Source organism: Tahibacter caeni (assembly GCF_024609805.1).
Classification (GTDB): Bacteria; Pseudomonadota; Gammaproteobacteria; order Xanthomonadales; family Rhodanobacteraceae; genus Tahibacter; species Tahibacter caeni.
Genome location: NZ_JANFVR010000073.1, coordinates 1 through 18,163, shown reverse-complemented (window position 1 = coordinate 18,163; position 18,163 = coordinate 1). Strand labels below are relative to the sequence as shown.

16 protein-coding genes and 1 pseudogene are annotated in these 18,163 nt (G+C 71.6%); 5 read left to right on the top strand and 12 right to left on the bottom strand.

What is annotated here, in order from left to right:
* Positions 1-2,064, top strand: a 2,064-nt coding sequence (locus NON22_RS08935) for a response regulator (RefSeq protein WP_257386582.1), incomplete at its 5' end; no start/stop codon positions are given.
* A gap of 16 nt (positions 2,065-2,080) precedes the next feature.
* Here NON22_RS08935 and NON22_RS08930 read toward each other — a convergent pair.
* Complete coding sequence (locus tag NON22_RS08930) at positions 2,081-3,484, bottom strand: phospholipase D-like domain-containing protein (RefSeq protein ID WP_257386581.1); 1,404 nt, start codon at positions 3,482-3,484, stop codon at positions 2,081-2,083.
* Between the two features lie 266 nt (positions 3,485-3,750).
* Here NON22_RS08930 and NON22_RS08925 point away from each other — a divergent pair, with 266 nt between their 5' ends.
* Positions 3,751-4,032, top strand: coding sequence for a GNAT family N-acetyltransferase (locus NON22_RS08925; RefSeq protein ID WP_257386580.1), 282 nt, complete (start codon positions 3,751-3,753; stop codon positions 4,030-4,032).
* 143 nt (positions 4,033-4,175) lie between these two features.
* Positions 4,176-4,775, top strand: coding sequence for a YdeI/OmpD-associated family protein (locus NON22_RS08920; protein ID WP_257386579.1), 600 nt, complete (start codon positions 4,176-4,178; stop codon positions 4,773-4,775).
* A 46-nt stretch (positions 4,776-4,821) separates the two neighbouring features.
* Here the strand turns inward: NON22_RS08920 and NON22_RS08915 are convergent, their stop codons facing one another.
* From NON22_RS08915 to NON22_RS08895, 5 genes are all read right to left on the bottom strand, one after another.
* Positions 4,822-6,591, bottom strand: coding sequence for a M14 family metallopeptidase (locus tag NON22_RS08915; RefSeq protein ID WP_257386578.1), 1,770 nt, complete (start codon positions 6,589-6,591; stop codon positions 4,822-4,824).
* A gap of 144 nt (positions 6,592-6,735) precedes the next feature.
* Complete coding sequence (locus NON22_RS08910) at positions 6,736-7,014, bottom strand: hypothetical protein (protein ID WP_257386577.1); 279 nt, start codon at positions 7,012-7,014, stop codon at positions 6,736-6,738.
* Positions 7,015-7,069: 55 nt separating this feature from the next.
* Positions 7,070-7,441: a cupin domain-containing protein gene (locus tag NON22_RS08905; protein WP_257386576.1), complete on the bottom strand. Its 372-nt coding sequence runs from the start codon at positions 7,439-7,441 to the stop codon at positions 7,070-7,072.
* Entirely contained in the window at positions 7,435-7,569 is a 135-nt protein-coding gene (locus NON22_RS08900) for a hypothetical protein (RefSeq protein WP_257386575.1), read from the bottom strand. Before NON22_RS08900 ends, NON22_RS08905 begins: the two co-directional genes overlap by 7 nt.
* A complete protein-coding gene (locus NON22_RS08895; protein ID WP_257386574.1) occupies positions 7,566-8,819 on the bottom strand; it encodes an MFS transporter in 1,254 nt (417 codons plus the stop codon). The genes NON22_RS08900 and NON22_RS08895 overlap by 4 nt, the downstream gene beginning before the upstream one ends.
* A gap of 98 nt (positions 8,820-8,917) precedes the next feature.
* Between NON22_RS08895 and NON22_RS08890 the strand changes: the two genes are divergently transcribed.
* Entirely contained in the window at positions 8,918-9,835 is a 918-nt protein-coding gene (locus NON22_RS08890; RefSeq protein WP_257386573.1) for a LysR family transcriptional regulator, read from the top strand.
* Between the two features lie 69 nt (positions 9,836-9,904).
* Here the strand turns inward: NON22_RS08890 and NON22_RS08885 are convergent, their stop codons facing one another.
* A complete protein-coding gene (locus NON22_RS08885; RefSeq protein ID WP_257386572.1) occupies positions 9,905-10,357 on the bottom strand; it encodes a nuclear transport factor 2 family protein in 453 nt (150 codons plus the stop codon).
* Between the two features lie 212 nt (positions 10,358-10,569).
* Between NON22_RS08885 and NON22_RS08880 the strand changes: the two genes are divergently transcribed.
* Positions 10,570-10,938, top strand: a complete 369-nt coding sequence (locus NON22_RS08880) for a DUF1801 domain-containing protein (RefSeq protein ID WP_257386571.1) — start codon at positions 10,570-10,572, stop codon at positions 10,936-10,938.
* Positions 10,939-10,990: 52 nt separating this feature from the next.
* On the opposite strand, the gene NON22_RS08875 is transcribed toward NON22_RS08880, so the two are convergent.
* From NON22_RS08875 to NON22_RS08855, 5 genes and pseudogenes are all read right to left on the bottom strand, one after another.
* Entirely contained in the window at positions 10,991-14,083 is a 3,093-nt protein-coding gene (locus tag NON22_RS08875) for an efflux RND transporter permease subunit (protein ID WP_257386570.1), read from the bottom strand.
* Positions 14,080-15,180 carry an efflux RND transporter periplasmic adaptor subunit gene (locus NON22_RS08870; RefSeq protein WP_257386569.1) on the bottom strand — a complete coding sequence of 367 codons (1,101 nt, stop codon included), beginning with the start codon at positions 15,178-15,180 and terminating at the stop codon, positions 14,080-14,082. The genes NON22_RS08875 and NON22_RS08870 overlap by 4 nt, the downstream gene beginning before the upstream one ends.
* Before the next feature lie 94 nt (positions 15,181-15,274).
* Positions 15,275-17,035 carry an ABC transporter transmembrane domain-containing protein gene (locus NON22_RS08865; RefSeq protein ID WP_257386568.1) on the bottom strand — a complete coding sequence of 587 codons (1,761 nt, stop codon included), beginning with the start codon at positions 17,033-17,035 and terminating at the stop codon, positions 15,275-15,277.
* A 102-nt stretch (positions 17,036-17,137) separates the two neighbouring features.
* Positions 17,138-17,734: an IMPACT family protein gene (locus NON22_RS08860; protein ID WP_257386567.1), complete on the bottom strand. Its 597-nt coding sequence runs from the start codon at positions 17,732-17,734 to the stop codon at positions 17,138-17,140.
* Between the two features lie 68 nt (positions 17,735-17,802).
* Positions 17,803-18,163: pseudogene (locus tag NON22_RS08855) on the bottom strand (hypothetical protein); the annotation flags it as partial.

The following is an 18,163-nucleotide window of genomic DNA, read 5'->3' as shown; positions in this document are numbered from 1 at the left end:
CGCGCGCCGGCCAGCAGCGTGCGCGGCCAGGTGAACTACCTCGCCGCGGCCGATCGCGCGATCGACGCGCTGGCGCCGACCCTGGGCGCGCAGCGTTTCCTCGTGCGGCCGTTCGAGGCGCTCGCGCCGCTGCAGCTCGCGATGGCCGAGAGCCCGCCCGACGTGCTGCTCGTCGACGACGCGTTCGTCCCCGAGCTGCACGGCCTGCTCGAGGCCGTGGCGCGCGCGCGCGACGCGCAGCGCGATCCGCCGGTCTGCCTCGTGCTGTCGGAAGCGGGCGATCTCGCGCGCGTGCTGTATGCGCAGCGCGCCGGCGCCGACGCGGTCGTGTCCAGCCGCGATCCGATCGTGATCCTCGCGCGCATCGAGGAAATGCTCGAGCAGCGGCGCAGCCTCGGCTATCGCGTACTCGTCGTCGAGGACGACCCGGCCCAGGCCAAGTTCTGCGAGTCGGTGCTGCATCATCGCGGCATCACGACGCGCGTGTGCCCCGACGCGGCCGGCGTCGCCGAGGCCGTGCACGCGTTCCATCCGGATCTCGTGCTGCTGGACTTCTACCTGCCCGACGCCAACGGCATCGAAGTCGCGCAGGCCATACGCGCCGAACCCGGCTGCGCGTTCCTGCCGATCGTGTTCCTGTCCGGCGAGCAGGATCTCGACCGGCGCTTCGACGCGATATCGATGGGCGGCGACGATTTCCTGACCAAGCCGGTCAAGCCGCGCCATCTGCTGATGACCGTCGAGAGCCGCGTGCGCCGCGCGCGCGCGCTGAGCCTCAGCGCCGGCTCGGCGCGCGGCGAGCGCCGCGGCACGCTGTCGGGCCGCGACGTGTTCCTGCAGGAACTGCAGCACCTGGCCGAGGCCGGCGGCGAAGCCTGCGCCGCATTGGTCTACCTGGCCGTCGATGAGATCGAAGCCGTGCGCGAGCGCGTCGGCTTCGTCACGGCCGGCACCCTCGCGCAGCAGCTCGCTTCGGCCATCGCCGCCGAGCTGCCGTTCGCGCGGCCGCTCTGCGCCTACGGCGAGTACGTGTTCCTCGCGCTGGCCCAGCGCGACGACGAACTCGCGCTGCGCGAGGCGCTGGAGCAGGCGCGCAGCCGCCTCGCCGCGCGCGCGTGGCTGTCGGCCGAGGATCCGCTGCGGCTCGGCTTCAGCCTCGCCGCGCTGCGCATCAGCGGCCCGGCCGAGCGCGCCGAAACCCTGATCCGCCGCGTGCGCCAGCAGGCGCTGACGGTGCAGGCCGCCGGAGGCAACGCGGTCACGCTCGATCTGCGCGATCCGAACGCAGCCAGCGAGGATCCGCGCGTGCGCCTGGTCCGCGCGATCCTGCGCACCGCGGCCGACGCGGCCAACTCGCTGCTGTCGTTCCAGCCGTTCGCGCCGCTGGCCGGCAACCTCAGCGGGCAATACCTCGCACGCATGCAGCTCAAGCCGCCGCGCAGTTCGCAGAGCATCCTGATCGAGCCGGCCGAATACCTGCCGCTCGCGCGCCGGCTCGGTCTCGCGACCCAGGCCGACAAGCGCCTGATCCGCCTCGCGCTGCGCCAGCTGCATGCGCGCGGCGAGATTGGCGAGCTGCGCCTGTTCCTGCCGGTCAGCGCCGAGTCACTGCTCGACATCGCGTTCGCGCCGTGGCTCGCGACCGAGCTGCGCGCCCAGAATGTGCCGGCGTCGGCGATCGCGCTGGAGTTCGACATCGCCGACCTCATCGAGCTGCAGCCCGGCGACGCGGCGATAGAAACCCTGCAGCGCGTCGGCGCGCGCTTCTGCCTGCGCGCCGACGACGATTCCGAGCGCGCCCAGCGCTGGCTGCAGCACGCGGCCTTCAGCGTCGTGCGCTTCGAGCGGCCGACCGTCGCGGTCGCGACGGGTTCGGCCTGGAGCACGCTGGCCAACCGCTTCGCCGCGGTGCGCAGCCTCGGCAAGATCGTCATTGCCAGCGGCGTCAACGACATGGCCGACATCGGCGAGCTGCTGCGCAGCGGTGCGCACTACGCGAACGGCGCGCTGGTCTGCGACTGGCTGACCGAGTTCGATTTCGATTTCGCCGGCGCGGTGCTCTGAGCCGCCGTGCGCGTGGCTACGGCGACTGCGCCGGCTCGTCGCCGGCCTGCGGCGGCGGCGCGGCGGCGCGCTGGCGCGACTGCCGATAGCGCACGAGCAGGCTCAGGCCGAGCAGGCCGGCCAGCACGCTGAGCGGCCAGGCCAGCAGCCAGGGCCAGCGCAGGCCGACGACGGTCAGCGCGAGCAGGCTCAGCGCGACCCAGGGCAGGGCGCCGGCCTCGGCGCGGCCGAGCACGCGCTGGTTGCCGAGGGCCGAACTCACGCTGTGCGCGAGACGCATCGCGCCGGCGGCCGCGCGGCTGGAGCTGCCGCCGCGCGCGCGCCCGCCGCGGCGTGACGATTTTTCCACTTTGCGGCGCTTCAGCACGATCTCGGTCGCGTTGTCGAGATCGGCGAGGTACTGCGCTTCCATCTGCGCGGCGAAGCCGCGGTCCTCGACCGCGAGGTCGATCTCGCAGTTGCCGACCCAGCTCGCGACGTTGAGATTGCTCGACCCCACGCGCGCCCAGCGCGCGTCGGCGACGGCGGTCTTGGCGTGCATCATCGAGCCGTTCCACTCGAACACGCGGATGCCGGCTTCGAGCAGCGGCCGGTAGCCGGCCTGCGACAGACGCGCGACGGCCGGAATGTCGCTCGTGCCCGGCACGAGCAGGCGTACGTCGACGCCGTCACGCGCGGCCGCGACGAGCGCCTGCACGTACGGCGACAGGCCGACGAAATAGGCGTCGGCGAGCCAGAGGCGCTCGCGCGCCATCGCGGCGATGAGCTGGTCGAGGCGGAACAGGCCGGCCGTGCTCGGCTGGGTCGCGATCACGCGTACGTCGATGCTGCCGGCCGGCGTCGCCGCGGTCTGCTGCAGCTCCGGCGGCAGCGGTGCGCCGAGCTGGCTCCAGAGATCGGCGAACGCATGCACGAGCTCGGCCACGGCCGGGCCGCGCACGGTAACGCCGGTGTCGCGCCACGGCGCGATCTGCTTGTCCGGATCGCCCAGCCATTTCTGCGACAGGCAGACGCCGCTGATGCAGGCGAACGTGTTGTCGACGACGAGCAGCTTGCGATGGTCGCGGCTGATCCAGCCCAGCGGGCTCGAGAATCGCGGCGGGTTGTAGGAGCGCACCTCGCCGCCGGCGTCGAGCAGCGGCTGCCAGAAGCGCCGGCCGTCCAACCCCAGGCAGCCCAGCCAGTCGCGCACGACGCAGACGCGCACGCCGGCCGCGGCGCGCGCGACGAACGCGTCGCGCAGGCGGCGGCCGATCGCGTCGTCGCGGATGATGTAGTTCTCGAAGAAGACCGAGCGCTGCGCCGAAGCGATCTCGCGCTCCCAGGTCTCGAAATGCACGGCTGCGTCGATCAGCAGCTCGACGGCGTTGCCGCCGATCAGCGGCGCGCCGGCCGCGCGGCTGAACGCCTGTTCGGCCATGCGGCGCCATGGCGAGGCGTGTGGAACAGGCGGCTGGCAGGCGAGCTCGGGCATGCCGGCGAGTGTAGCCGGCGCCTCGGTGCAGCGGATGTGTTCGCGGCGTCGCAGGGATGCGTCCGCTGTCCTGCTTTCAGCATGGCGCCGATGCCGAAGCCGACGCGGTCGTCGACTCCGGGACCGGGGCCGCGTCGGCGCCGCCGCGGCCGGTTGTGGCCGCCGCCGCCGCGGGTGTAGCGTTCCCGCGCATTCCGGCACGGAGCGACTGCATGGATCTCGTCATCGACCACGACCGCGCGGCGCGCCGCTTCCAGGCCGTCGTCGACGGCCATCGCTGCGAGCTCGACTACACCCTGGACGGCACGCGCATGGACATCGTGCATACCGGCGTGCCCGAGGCCGTCGGCGGCCGCGGCATCGCCGCGCGGCTGACCGCGGCCGCCGTCGCCGCCGCGCGCGCCGAAGGCTGGCGCATACGGCCGCTGTGTTCGTATGCGCGCGTCTGGTTCGAACGCCATCCGGAGCAGGCCGACCTGCTCTGGCAGACCTGACCGATGCGCACGGCGAACTTGCGCCGAGGCCGCTTCCGGCCGCGGGTCGTTCCGAACCGGCGCGTCGCGACATCGCTGCGCTTCGCCGCACCGGCCTGAACCCGCGCCGCAACGACCGATCCGTTCCAGCCGAGGAAACGTCCATGGGAACCCGCGACCCGCGCGTCGACGCCTACATCGCGAATGCCGCCGCGTTCGCGCAGCCGATCCTGAGCCATCTGCGCGACACCGTGCACAAGTACTGCCCGGCCGTCGAGGAGTCGATCAAATGGGGCATGCCGTATTTCCTGCATCACGGCATGCTCTGCGGCATGGCCGCGTTCAAGCAGCACTGCAGCTTCGGCTTCTGGAAAGGTTCGCAGTTCGTCGCCGATGCGCGCGACGGCGAGGCCATGGGCCAGTTCGGCCGCATCACGTCGCTGCAGGACGTGCCCGCCGAGAAAGTGCTGGCCGGCTACCTCCGCCAGGCCATGCAGTTCAACGAAAGCGGCGTGCGTCCGGCGCCGAAGTCCAGGGCCGCGCCGCGCGAGCCTGCCGAAGTACCCGAGGACCTGGCCGCTGCGCTGAAGAAAAACCGCAAGGCCGCCGCGACGTTCGACGCGTTCAGTCCGACCAACCGGCGCGAATACGTCGAGTGGATCAGCGAGGCCAAGCGCGCCGAGACCCGCGCCAGGCGCCTGGCCCAGGCCATCGAATGGCTCGCCGAAGGCAAGCCGCGCAACTGGAAGTACATGAACTGCTGAACCGCCGTTCCTTCCCTCGCTCGCGAGGGAAGGAACGAGCCGGCGATCAGTCCGGCGCGCGGTCGACGCGGAAGATCGGATAGAGATTGAACTGCTCGTCCCAGGACGCGTGGCGGCGGGCGAAGAACTCGAGGCGGGCGTTGCGGTCGCGGACGAAGTCCGGGTCGGTCGCGAGCCGGCGCTGGAATTCGGCGGCGAGCGCGGGATCGCGCTTGAGCTGTTCGCGCGCGACGTCCTCGGCGACGTATTCCTCCATGTATTCCTTCTGCTCGAACGCGCCGTTGAATTCGCCCCAGGCGGCGAGCGAGTCGGGCGCCTGCGGCTCGAGCAGGGCGATCGCGATGCGCGAGCGCGCCTGGGCCAGCGGCACGTACAGCGCGCCGGCGCCGATGTCGCGCGTCTCGGCCTGCCATTCGCCGCGCAGGCTCGTGCGCTGGTGATTTTCGCTCGGACGTTCGGCGAACTTGGCCGCCTCGGCGCGGAAGCTCTGCAGCGGCTGGCGCGCATGCGCGGTGCCCAGACGCTGATAGCTCACGCCGTGAGCGTCGAGCTTGCCCGCGACGAGCGCCGACCAGGCCGCCGGCACGAGATAGCCGCCCTTGGGCGCTTCGACCTGGGTCGCCGGCTGCACGTCGTCGCGCAGCGGCACCTTCCAGATCTGCGGCTTGCGTTCGTCGTAGCGCGTCATCAGCGCGCCGGAAATTTCCGACGGCGTGCGCGTGTAGGCGTAGCCGCGGAAATCGATCTCGCGCGCCTTGTCGGTGGCCTTGTAGTCCAGTGCGACGCGCGTGCCGCCGAGGGTCGCGGCGCGCTCGTCGGCGGTCAGCTGTTCGGCGCGCCAGTCCTTGCCGTGCTCGCTGACGAGCTGCAGCACGTCGAGCATCGTGTTGCGCGTGATCTTCACGCGCGTCGGATAGGGCTTCCAGGAATGCGTTTCGACGAGCACGCCGAAGCGGTTGCGCAGCGGCAGGTAGCCGGTCGAGAAGCGCGGCGGCGCGACGGTGTCGGCGAAACCCGAGGCCGGATCGTCGCCGACGACGAAGGACGGATAGAAGCCGACCGGCAGGGAACCCTGCCTGGTCAGCCGCGCGATGGTCTCGTCGCGCAGCTCGCGGCCGAGCTTGCGCAGTTCCTCGTCGCCGGAATACAGCGGCTCGACCTGGATCGCGACGTCGTGCTCGAACTTGGCGCCGTCGGTCACGTGCAGGTCGACGTAGACCAGCGGATCCCAGCGGTTCATGAGGCCGAGCATGGCCTGCATCTCGGGCGTGTCGACCTTGAGGTAGTCGCGGTTGAGGTTGTAGTTCTGCGCCGTCGTGCGCCAGCCCATCTGCTCGGGGCCGCGCTGGTTCGGCCGGTTCCACGCGGCGAAACGCTCGTGGCCGTCGACGTTGAACACCGGTACGAAAATGAGCACCTGTCGGTCGAGCAGGCCGGCGCCGGCCTTGCCCTGCAGCAGTTCGCGCAGCAGCAGGAAGCCCGCGTCCTTGCCGTCGATCTCGCCGGCATGGATGCCGCCCTGGAACAGGCTGACCGGCACGCCCTGTTCGCGCGCGGCCTCGGGCGTGCGCGCGCCGCTGCGGGTCGCGACCAGCGCGAGCATCGGCCGGCCTTCGGGCGTGCGGCCGAACTCGTCGCAGCGCACCGCGTCGGGCCAGGCCTTCGCAAAGCGCGCGCAGAGGTCGATCACTTCGTCGTAGCGGCCCGTGCGCTTGAAGCCGGACTGCTCGGCGACGGTGCGCAGGTTGTCGGTGGCGGCGAAGGCAGCGCCGGCGGCGCTCAGCAGGACAGCGAACAGGGCGGTCTGGCGGATCATGGACTGCACCGGTGGACGTGGGGCTGGCAAGCATAGCCATTGCCGCCGGCGATCGACACGGCACCGGTGGCAATAACGAGCGACTGCTCAGTACCGGCAACCGTCGCGCGTCACGGCGGCGCGCGACGCGGCCGGCGAGGCGGCTCAGAGCAGGCGCGAGGCGAACGACAGTCCGAGTTCCGCGACCGTCGCCAGCGCGAGCCAGAGGCTCGCGATCGGCCTGCTCCAGCGCGGTCCGTCCGCGCGGCGCGACAGCGCCGCGAGCGCGAGGCCGCCGAGTGCGCTGAGGCCGACGAACAGCAACAGCGCGCCGGCGGCCGCGTAGGTCGCGCCGAGCGCGAGCAGCAACGCGAGACCGACGACGAGAACCAGGAACACTTCGAGCGCCGCGAACAGCACGAGCATCAGCAACGGCAGGGCCACGGCACGATCCTGAGGAACCGGGCGCGCAGCATAGCGCGGCCGCGCCGGATCGCGCTCAGTCGGTGCGCAGCTGTTCGGCCAGGCTGCGCGTGCGCACCGTCTGCACCTCGCCCGTGTGCGCGGTGTCCTTGCGCTCGATCAGCATCAGCAGGCATTCCTGCTCGGCCACCGGCAGGTGCCGCACGCCCCGGGGCACGACGAACAGTTCGCCGGGGCCGAGTTCGACCGCGCGGTCGGGCAGCTGCAGGCGCAGGCGTCCCTGCAGCACGAAGAACAGCTCATCCTGTTCGTCGTGGCTGTGCCAGACCAGTTCGCCGTGCACCTTGGCCACCTTGACGTAGCAGTCGTCGAGCTCGCCGACGACGCGCGGCGACCAGAATTTGTTCAGTGCCGCGGCACGGGCCAGGACATCGACGGGATTCAGCACAGCATGGCTCCGAGTTGGCCGGCGAAGATGGTCTCGCCCCAGCGCAGCCAGAGCAGCGTCAACAGCAGCGCGCCGCCGAGGATCAGTGCCGACCCGGCGACGCGGCGCCAGGACAAGGAGGCATTCACGGCGTCGATTCCGCGGTGCGCAGCGGCATGGGCGCAGCGGCCGGCGGTGTGTCGCGCGTGACGAAGCTGATCGCCGCGGCGGCGAGGCCGAGCGCGATGCTCGCGATCCAGACCGGCCCGTAGCTGCCGGTCGTGTCGTACAGCCGCCCGGCGACCCAGGCGCCGATGAAGCTGCCGACCTGATGGCTCAGGAACACGATGCCGTACAGGGTCGACAGGTAGCGCACGCCGAACAGGCTCGCGACGGCGCCGTTGGTCAGCGGCACGGTGCCGAGCCAGAGAAAGCCGAACACCGCGGCGAAGACCAGGGTCGAGGCCGTGCTCAGCGGCACGGCGAGAAAGATCGCGATCGCGACGGCGCGCGCCGCATACAGCGCGGCGAGCAGGCGCGGCCGCGAATGGCGCCCGCCCCAGAGACCGAACAGGTAGGAGCCGGCGATGTTGAACAGGCCGACGAGCGCGAGCGCCGTCGCGCCGACCTGGGCCGGCATACCCTTGTCGACGAGATAGGCCGGGAAATGCGTCGCGATGAACGCGATGTGGAAGCCGCAGACGAAGAAGCCGGCGTTGAGCAGCCAGTAGTGCGGATGCGCAGCGGCCTGGGCCAGCGCGCGGGTCAAGCCGCCGTCGTCGGCCGCGACCGCGGCGCCGCTCGCGGCAGGCCGGCGTATGCCGGCGGCGGCGATCAGGGTTGCGAGTATAAACGCGCCGAGGCCGAACATCGCACCGCGCCAGCCCCACGCGGCGATCAGCGCCTGCGCGACCGGCACGACGGCGAACTGGCCGAAGGAGCCGCCGGCCGTGACGAGGCCGAACGCGAGGCTGCGCCGCTCCGGCGGCACGAGGCGCGCGACGCCGGTCAGCACGACGACGAACGTGGTTCCGCTGAGACCGAGCCCGACCAGCACGCCGAGACTGGCCATGATGCCGCCGGGCGCGAGCACGAGCGCGGCCATGGCCAGTCCGGCCGCATAGACCAGCGCGCCGACGACGAGCACGCGGCGCACGCCGTAGCGGTCGGCGATCGCGCCCACGAACGGTTGGGCCAGGCCGAACAGCAGGTTCTGCACGGCGATCGCGAAGCCGAAGTATTCGCGGCCGATGCCGAAGTCGCGGCCTATCGGCTGCATGAACATGCCGAAGCTCTGGCGCACGCCCATGCTCAAGGTGACGATCAGCGCGCCGCAGGCGATCGCGACGATCGCGGTGCGGGTCCAGCTCGGCCGGGATTCGGTAACGGTCGGATTCATCGGAAGGCGGGGAAGCGGAGCTGTCGGGCAGGGTAGTGGCAGGCGTATCGTCGCGACAGCGGCGCTCGCGCCGATTCTGTATCAACGGACGATTGAGAATGAGCGAATCCGTTTCCGACATCGCCGTGTTCATGGCCTGCGCCGACGGCGGCCGGCTCAGTCTCGCGGCGCGCACGCTCGGCATCACACCGGCCGTCGCGAGCGCGGCGCTCAAGCGGCTCGAAGCGCAGCTCGGCGTGCGCCTGATCCTGCGCACGACCCGCAGCCTGCGCCTGAGCGCCGAGGGCGAACGCTATCTGCCGCACGCGCGTGCCGCGCTCGACGCGCTGCGCGCCGGACGGCTCGCGCTGAGCCGCGACGCGGAGGCGTTGAACGGCCTCGTGCGCGTGACCGCGCCGGCGGATTTCGGCCGCAACCGGCTGGCCGGCTGGCTCGCGGATTTCGCCGCGCGCCATCCGGGCGTGCGTTTCCAGATCACCCTCGACGATGCGATCGCCGACTTCTTCGCCGCGCCCGTGGACCTGGCGCTGCGCTACGGCGCGCTCGGCGACTCGAGCCTGATCGCCGTGCCGCTGGCCCAGCTCGAACGCGTGGCCTGCGCGGCGCCCGACTACATCGAACGGCACGGCGCGCCGCAGCACCCGCAGGAACTCGCCGGGCACGACACGCTGTGCTACATGCGCCATTACCGGCCAGTGGACCGCTGGAGCTTCCTGCGCGGCGAGCAGACCTGCGAGGTCGGCGTGACGCCGCGCTGGACCTTCAACGACGCGGAGATGGTGCGGCGCTGGGCCGTGCGCGGCCGCGGCATCGCCTACCGCATCTGGGCCGACATCGTCGAGGACGTCGCGGCCGGGCGGCTGCAGCGAGTGCTGCCCGAGTGGCGCGGCGAGGCGACGCCGCTGAGCCTGGTCTATACCGAGCGGCGCCTGTCGCCGGCGCTGCGCGCGCTGATCGACTTCCTGCTCGAACGCCGCGTCGAGCTCGCGAACTGTTCGCCGGACCGGTCCGCGTAGATTGCCGGCGAACCGCGGCGTCGAAGCGTTCCGCGCAGCGAACGCCGGACGAAGCGACCGGCGCGGCGCTCAGCGGAATGCGGCGAGCCCGCGCGCGGCTTCGCCGCGGACCTTGTCGCGCAGCCAGCCGGACCAGCCCAGCAGCAGGCCCGCCGGGCCGAGAGCCTGGCGCGACCAGCGCCAGAAATCGAAGCTGTCCACATGTTCACAGATCAGGCCGTCGCGGAAGCGGAATTCGGCGTGGATCACGTTGTGCACAGGCCGGCCGCTCTTGCTGAAGCGATACCAGGCCTGCCATTCGGCGCTGCCGCGGTCGCCGTCGACGCGTATATCGGAAAACTCGACGCGCAGATCCTTGCCGCGCTCGCAGAGCATGCGCCACATCGCGCCGACGCGTTCGCCGCACAGGTCGAACACCGGGTCGCGGAACGTCGCGTCGGGCGTGTAGCAGGCCGCCATGGTCGCGCCGTCGCGGCGCTGAAACGCGCGGTAGAACAGATCTATGCGTTCGCTCGGTTCCACGGTGCGGCCTCGGCGGGAATGGTCGGCCTATGGTGCCAGCGCTCGCGGGCGCCGCGCGGGTGGCGCGGCCGCCGGCTGGCGGATTTCGCACCCCGCGTGCGGTTGTGTCCAGCTGCTAGCATCGCCGCAACGACAACGACGGGAGCGACGCGATGGCGGCAGGCAAGGGCAAGCGGAACGGGGGTGCGCCGGATACGGTCGCTGACAGTGACGTGGACGCTTTCCTGGCTGCGCTGGAGCACCCGGCCCGCGATCTCGTCGCCGCGCTGCGCCGCGCGGTGCTCGGCGCCGATCCGTCGATCGCCGAAGGCATCAAGTGGAACGCGCCGAGTTTCCGCACGCGCGAATGGTTCGCGACGACGCATCTGCGCGCCAAGGTCGGCATCGGCCTGATCCTGCATTTCGGCGCAAAGAAGAACGCGATCGCCGACGGCGGCGTCGCCATCGCCGATCCGGCCGGCCTGCTGCAATGGCTCGCGAAGGACCGCGCGCTCGTCGCGATCCGCGACGCCGACGACCTGGCGACGCGCGGTCCCGCGCTGCAGGCGCTGCTGCGCGACTGGATACGGGCGATGCCGTAGCGTGCCCGGCTCTCCCTCGCGAGAGGCTCGCGAGGGAGAGGGAACGCCTTCCTCAGTGCCGCGCGGTCGCCGGGGTCGACCGCGGTGCCTTGCGGCGCAGCGCACGATGTCTGACGCGCTCGCGCAGGTCGTCGAGCACGGTATAGGCGGCCGGAATCACGACGAGGCTCAGCAGGGTCGAGGTGATCAGGCCGCCTATGACGGCGATCGCCATCGGCGCGCGGAACGACGCGTCGGCGCCGAAGCCCATCGCGATCGGCAGCATGCCGGCGCCCATGGCAAGGGTCGTCATGACGACGGGACGCGCACGCTTGCGGCAGGCGTCGACGAGCGCGTCGTGCTGGCTCAGGCCGTGGTCCTGTTCGGCGACGACGGCGTAGTCGACGAGCAGGATCGAGTTCTTCGTCGCGATGCCGATCAGCATGAGCAGGCCGATCAGCGCCGGCAGCGACAGGTAGTTGTGAGTCAGCAGCAGCAGCCCGAACGCGCCGCCGGCGCAGAGCGGCACGGCGATCAGGATCGTCAGCGGCTGCAGCGCGTTGTTGAACAGCAGCAACAGCACGGCGTAGACGCAGAAGATGCCGGTGCCCATCGCGACGAGGAAGCCGACGAACAGCTCGACGAAGATTTCCGCGTCGCCGGTGTTGAGCAGCTTCACGCCGGCCGGCAGCTGCTTGAGCGAGGGCAGCTGCTCGATCTCGGCCATGACCTCGCCGAGCGGCCGGCCGTTGAGCTCCATGTTGAACGTGATGTTGCGCTGGCGGCCGTAGCGGTCGAGCTGGGCCGGGCCGCTGTCCAGCCGGATGTTCGCGACCGCGGCCAGCGGCACCGGACCGTCGCGGCCCGGCACGCGCAGCAGGCCGATCACGGCGGGCTGGTCTAGGTTCTGTTCGGCGATGCGCACGCGGATCGGGATCTGCCGCTCGGGCAGATTGAGCTTGGCCAGGCGCTGGCGGAAATCGCCGGCCGTCGCGATGCGCGCGGCTTCGGCGATGTCGGCCGTCGCGACGCCGAGGTCGGCCGCGCGCAGCGGATCGGGCGTGATGACGACCTCGGGCCGCAGCAGCGACGCCGTCGAAGTGACGCTGCCGAGACCCTTGAGATTGCGCAGGTCGCGCTCGACGAGCTGGCTCGCTTCGACCAGCGTCTGCGGATTGTCGCCGGCCAGCACGAGCTGCAGCAGTTCGCCGGGCTCGCTGCTGATGAAGCTCACGCGCACGCCGGGCAGGTCGGCCAGACGCGCGCGCACTTCGCGCTCCAGCGCCTTCTGGTGACGCGATCGCGTCGCCGGCTTGCCCCAGTCGAGGGTCAAGGTGGCCTTGCGCACGTCGCCGACGAGGGACTGGTTCGGATCGCCGAGATCGAGCACGCCGCCGATCGCGGTATAGACGCGCTTGAGCTCGGGCAGGTCGGCCAGCGCGCGGCGCGCCTGCTCGGCGACCTCGGTGGTCTCGGCCAGGCTTGCGCCGGGCGGCAGTTCCAGGCTCAGGTTGCTGCGTCCGAGATCGGCCGGCGGGATGAAGGTAGCCGGGATCAGCGGCACGATCGCGAGCGAGGCGACGAACAGGCCGAGTGCGAGCCACAAGGTGCGTGCGCGGTGGGCGAGCGCGCTTTCGACGAGGCGCAGATACCAGCGCATCAGCGCGCCTTCCTTTTCCTCGTGCGCCTGCGGCTTCAGCAGGTAGGCCGCCATCATCGGCGTCAGCAGACGCGCGACCGCGAGCGAGAACAGCACGGCCGTGGCCGCGGTCCAGCCGAACTCGCGGAAGAACTTGCCCGGAATGCCCGGCATGAACGCGACCGGCACGAACACCGCGGCCAGGGTCAGCGACGTCGCGATGACGGCCAGACCGATCTCGTCGGCCGCGTCGGTCGCGGCCTGCTGCGGCGACTTGCCGAGGCCGAGGTGGCGCACGATGTTTTCCACCTCGACGATGGCGTCGTCGACGAGGATGCCGACGACGACCGCGAGCGCGAGCAGGGTGATCATGTTCAGGCTGAAGCCGAACCAGTGCATCACGGCGAACGTCGGGATGATCGACAGCGGCAGCGCGAGCGCCGAGATCCAGGTCGCGCGCCAGTCGCGCAGGAACAGCCACACCACGAGCACGGCCAGCAGCGAGCCTTCCCAGAGCATGGTCATCGACGAGGAATACGAGCCTTCGGCTTCCTCGACCGTGGAGCTGACTTCGGCGAAACGCAGGTTCGGAAAGCGCTGGCCGAGCTCGACGACCTTGGCGCGCACGGCGCGGCCGACGCCGACCTCGCTCGATCCGCGCGTACGCGTGATCGCGAAGCCGACCGCGGGCTTGCCGTCGAGCAGGGCGAGCTGGCGCTGCTCGGCGGCCGCGTCGCGGATCTCGGCCAGCGCCGACAGCTTGACCTGGCGGCCGTCGGGCAGCGCGATCGGCATGTCGCGCAGCTGCGCGACCGCCTGCACCGTGCCGACCGTGCGCACGATCTGCTCGTTGCCGCCCCAGTTGGCCTTGCCGCCGGGCATCTCGACCTGGATGCGCGCGAGCTGCTGCGACACCGCGCCGGCCGTGATGCCGTGGGCTTCGAGCGCGCCGGGCTTCAGGTCGATGCGCACTTCGCGGTCGACGCCGCCGGTGCGCTTGACCTGGCCGACGCCGGGCACGCCGAACAGCGCCTTCGTCACCGTGTCGTCGACGAACCAGCTCAGTTCGTCCGGCGCGAGCGTGTCGGATTCGACCGTGAAGCTCAGCATGGTGCCGCCGACGACGTTGATCTTCGCGACGACCGGTTCCTCGATGTCCTGCGGCAGGTCGCTGCGGATGCGCGTGACCGCGTCGCGGACTTCGTCGAGCGCCTCGTCGAGATTGCGGCCGAGCTCGAACTCGATGCGCGTGTTCGACACGCCTTCGTTGACCGTGGAAACGAGCTTGTCGATGTCGGCGAGGCTCGCGACGGCGTCCTCGACCTTGCGCGTGACCTCGGTTTCCATCTGGCTCGGCGCGGCGCCGGGCAGGGTCACCGTGATCATGACCATCGGCAGCGAAATGTCGGGAAAGCGCGAGATCGCGAGGCTGCGGAAACCGGCGATGCCGGCCGCGCAGAGCAGCACGAACAGCAGCACGGCCGGCAGCGGCCGGCGTATGGCCCAGGCGGAGACGTTGAAGCTCATGGGGCGGCCGTCCCGGCGATCACGCGCACGCGGTCGCCTTCGCTGAGAAAGCCGGCGCCGCGCGCGACGACGGCCTGGTTCGCCTCGAGGCCGGAGACGATCTCGATCCGGCCGTCGTCGACGCGGCCGATCTCCACGCGCTTGCGCGTGACGCGCTGGTCGGCGCCGACCTGGAACACGTAGCTGTGGCCGTCACGCTGCACGACCGCGGCCAGCGGCAGCAGCAGCGCCGGGCTCTCGCCGAGCTGCAGCTCGCCCTGGGCGAACATGCCGGCGCGCAGCTGGCCGGGTTCGCTCAGGGTTGCGTAGACGATGCCGGTGCGGCTGGCCGCATCGAGGCTCGCCGCGACGCGGCGCACCTGCGCCTGCGCCGTACGGCCGTCGGGGCCCGCGACCTGCACCGGCGTGCCTTCGCGCACGCGCACGAGCTCGGCCTCGGGCAGATTGCCGCGCCACTCGAGACGGCCGTGGCGGATCAGGCGCAGCAGCTGGTCGCCGCTCGCGACGACCTGGCCCGGCTGCACGTCGCGGCGCGAGATCAGGCCGTCGTCGGGCGCGCGCAGCTCGGCGAAGCTCAGGCGCAGCGCCGCGGCGTCGCGCTGCGCGCGCGCGGAGGTCAGCCGCGCTTCGGCCTGGGTCGCCGCGGCCCACATTTCGTCGGCGTCGCGCGCGCTGGTCAGGCCTTTCTCGCGCAATGCGGCCATGCGTTCGTTGTTGCGCCTGGCCACGGCCAGCGCGGCTTCAGCCTCGGCGACGGCCGCATCGGCCTGGCGCTGCTCGCTGTGCAGGGTGCGCGTGTCCAGGCGCAGCAGCACCTGGCCCTTGGTCACCGCTTCGCCGACGTCGACGAGCACCTCGGCCACGCGCACGCCCGAGAGCTCGACGCCGAGCAGCATCTCCTCCTGGGCGGCGATGCTGCCGGAGGCCGTCAGGCGCTGCGCGAGGCTGCGCGTCTGCGGCGTCGCGAGGTTGACCGAAAGACTGGCGCCGGCATCGGCGGGGGCGGCGGCCGCGGGTTGCGGGTCGGAATTGCAGCCGGCCAGCAGCAGGACGGCGAGACAAGGCGCCAGCACGGCGCGGAACGATCGTGGCTTCATGGCGAACGACTCGGGAAGGGAAAGCGGGAATGGCGCTGCTCGCGTCGAGCGAGCGCGGCGCGGATCGACAGGCGCGCCGCCGGCGCGCTCGCTGTCAGGCCGCGAATTGCAGACGGGCGAGCTCGGCATACAGTCCTCCCTGATGCAGCAGCTCTTCGTGCGTGCCCTGCGCGACTATGCGGCCGGCATCGAGCACGACGATGCGGTCGGCCTGCTGCACGGTGGCCAGGCGATGGGCGATGACCAGGGTCGTGCGGCCGTGCATCAGCCGTTCGAGCGCATGCTGCACGGCGGCCTCGGACTGGGCGTCGAGATTGCTGGTCGCCTCGTCGAGCAGCAGGATCGGCGCGTCCTTGAGCAGCGCGCGCGCGATCGCGATGCGCTGCTGCTGCCCGCCGGACAGGCGCACGCCGCGCTCGCCGAGATGCGTCGCATAGCCGTCGCTCTGCGCGACGATGAAGTCGTGCGCCTCAGCCGCGCGGGCCGCGGCGACGACTTCGTCTTCGGCCGCGTCGACGCGGCCGAAGCGGATGTTGTCCAGCGCGCTCGCGCCGAAGATGACCGTGTCCTGCGGCACCAGCGCGATCGCGCCGCGCAGCTCGGGCAGGGCCAGCGCGCGCAGATCCTGGCCGTCGATGCTGACCGTGCCCGACTGCGGATCGTAGAAGCGCAGCAGCAGCTGGAACACCGTGCTCTTGCCGGCGCCGGAAGGGCCGACCAGCGCGACGGTCTCGCCGGGGCGCACCTGCAGGCTGAAGTCGTGCAGCGCGGCCGTGTCGGGCCGCGACGGATAGCGGAATTCCACCTGCTCGAACGCGATCGCGCCGCGCACCGGCCTGGGCAATGCCGCCGGCTGCGCCGGCGAGCGGATCTGCGCCGGCGTCGCGAGCAGTTCGTCGATGCGCTCCAGCGCGCCGGCCGCGCGCTGCACTTCGCCCCAGACTTCGCTGAGCGCGCCGACCGAACCACCGGCGATGACCGCGTACAGCACGAACTGGCTCAGCACGCCGGCCTTGAGTTCGCCCGTGAGCACCGCGTGCGCGCCGCTCCAGAGCACGAGCACGATCGCGCCGAACACGAGCAGGATGGCCAGCATCGTGATCGCCGCGCGCGCGCCGATGCGCCGGCGGCTCGTCGCGATGCCCTTGGCGATGGCGTCGCCGTAGCGTTGCCGCTCGGTGGCCTCGCGGCCGTAGGCCTGCACCGCGCGCATCGCATTCAAGGTTTCGTTCGCGACGGCCGATGCGTCGGCGACGCGATCCTGGCTGTCGCGCGACAGCCGCTGCAGGCGCCGGCCGCCGAGGATCATCGGCGCGATGACGAGCGGGATCACGAGCGCGGCATAGCCGGCCAGGCGCGGGCTGGTCCAGACCAGCGCGGCCGAGGCGCCGATCAGGGTGGCGAAGCTGCGCACGGCCACCGACAGGCTGGAGCTCACGACGGTCAGTACGAGTTCGCTGTCGGCCGACAGGCGCGAGGTCAGCTCGCCCACGCGCGCGCGCTCGAAGAAGGCCTGGTCCAGGGTCAGCAGATGGTCGTAGACGCGCCGGCGCAGCGCGGCGACGGCGCGTTCGCCGAGCAGGGTGATGCAGAAATAGCGCGCGGCGGTCGCGACCGCGAGCACGACGGCGACGCCGAACAGCGCGAGGAAGCTCGCATCGATGCGCGCCGGGTCGGCGTCGGCGAAACCGGTGTCGATCATGTGGCGCACGGCCACCGGCAGCGACAGGGTCGCGGCCGACGACAGCACGAGAAAGACGATCCAGCCGGCCAGCAGCCCACGCTGTCCGCGCAGCAGCGGCAGGATCGAGGACAGCGAGGCCAGGCTGCGGCGCGGCGGTTTGGAATCGGTCATCGGGGAGTCCGGTGGGCTTCGGTGCCGGTCGCCGGGCGCGGCGGCCAGCTCGTCATGGAGACGTTGCGGCGCGATTCAATCACCCGGGCGCGATCGCGTGGCTCAGTCGCCGCGGCGTACGGCGCTGCGTCCACGCGTGAGGTCGGCCAGCAACTGCGCGAGCGCCGCCACGCGCGGTTCCGGCAGCGCCAGGCGCAGCGACGCACCGTCGCTGCCGTAGTGTTCGGCCAGGCAGTCGGCGTCGAAGTCGGTCAGCCGCGCCTTGAGTATGGCCAGCGCGGCGAACGGGAGGTCGAACTCGACCTCGGTCTTGTGCACGAGCGGTATGCGCGTGGCCAGGCGCAGGCATTCGGCCGCGACGCCGCCGTAGGCGCGCATCAGGCCGCCGGCGCCGAGCTTGATGCCGCCGAACCAGCGCGCCACGACGAGCATGACCTGGTCGAAGCCTTGTCCGTCTATGGCCTGCAGTATCGGCTTGCCGGCCGTGCCGGCCGGTTCGCCGTCGTCGGAGAAGCGATAGCTCTGGCCGATGCGATAAGCCCAGCAGTTGTGGGTGGCCTGGGGGTCGCCGACGCGCGCGAGGAAGGCCAGCGCTGCGTCCGGGCCGGACACCGGCGCGGCCTGGCAGAGGAAGCGGCTTTTCCTGATCTCCTGCGAGGCCTGGGCGGGATGCGCCAAGGTGCAAAGCGGTGCGTTCATCCGCCGATTATCCGGCAACTCGTCGTCATCACGCGCGGGCACCGCTACGCGGCCGGAAGCCGCGGCATTCAGCGCAGCGCGCGCAGGTCCTCGGGCAGCACATAGTCCGGATGCGTGCGGCGCAGCAGCGCGAGGTTCTCGAGCGCGTCGGCGCGCCGCTGCGCGCGCAGCAGCTCGCGGATCTTCTTGATCCATTCCTCCGGCGCGAGCCTCGCGTTGCGCTGCAGTTCGGTCGCGGTTTCGACCTCGTCGGCCGGTGTCGCGGCAGCGGCCGGCGCAGCGACGGCCTTCGGCGCCGCTGCGCCGGCGGCAGGAGACGGTGCCGCCTCGGTGGCGACGGCCGGCGCCGATCGATCGGCGCCTTGGGTGGCATTGCTCGAAAGGACCGGCGCCTCCGCGGCCGGCTGCGCGCGCGCGGGCGTGCTCGCG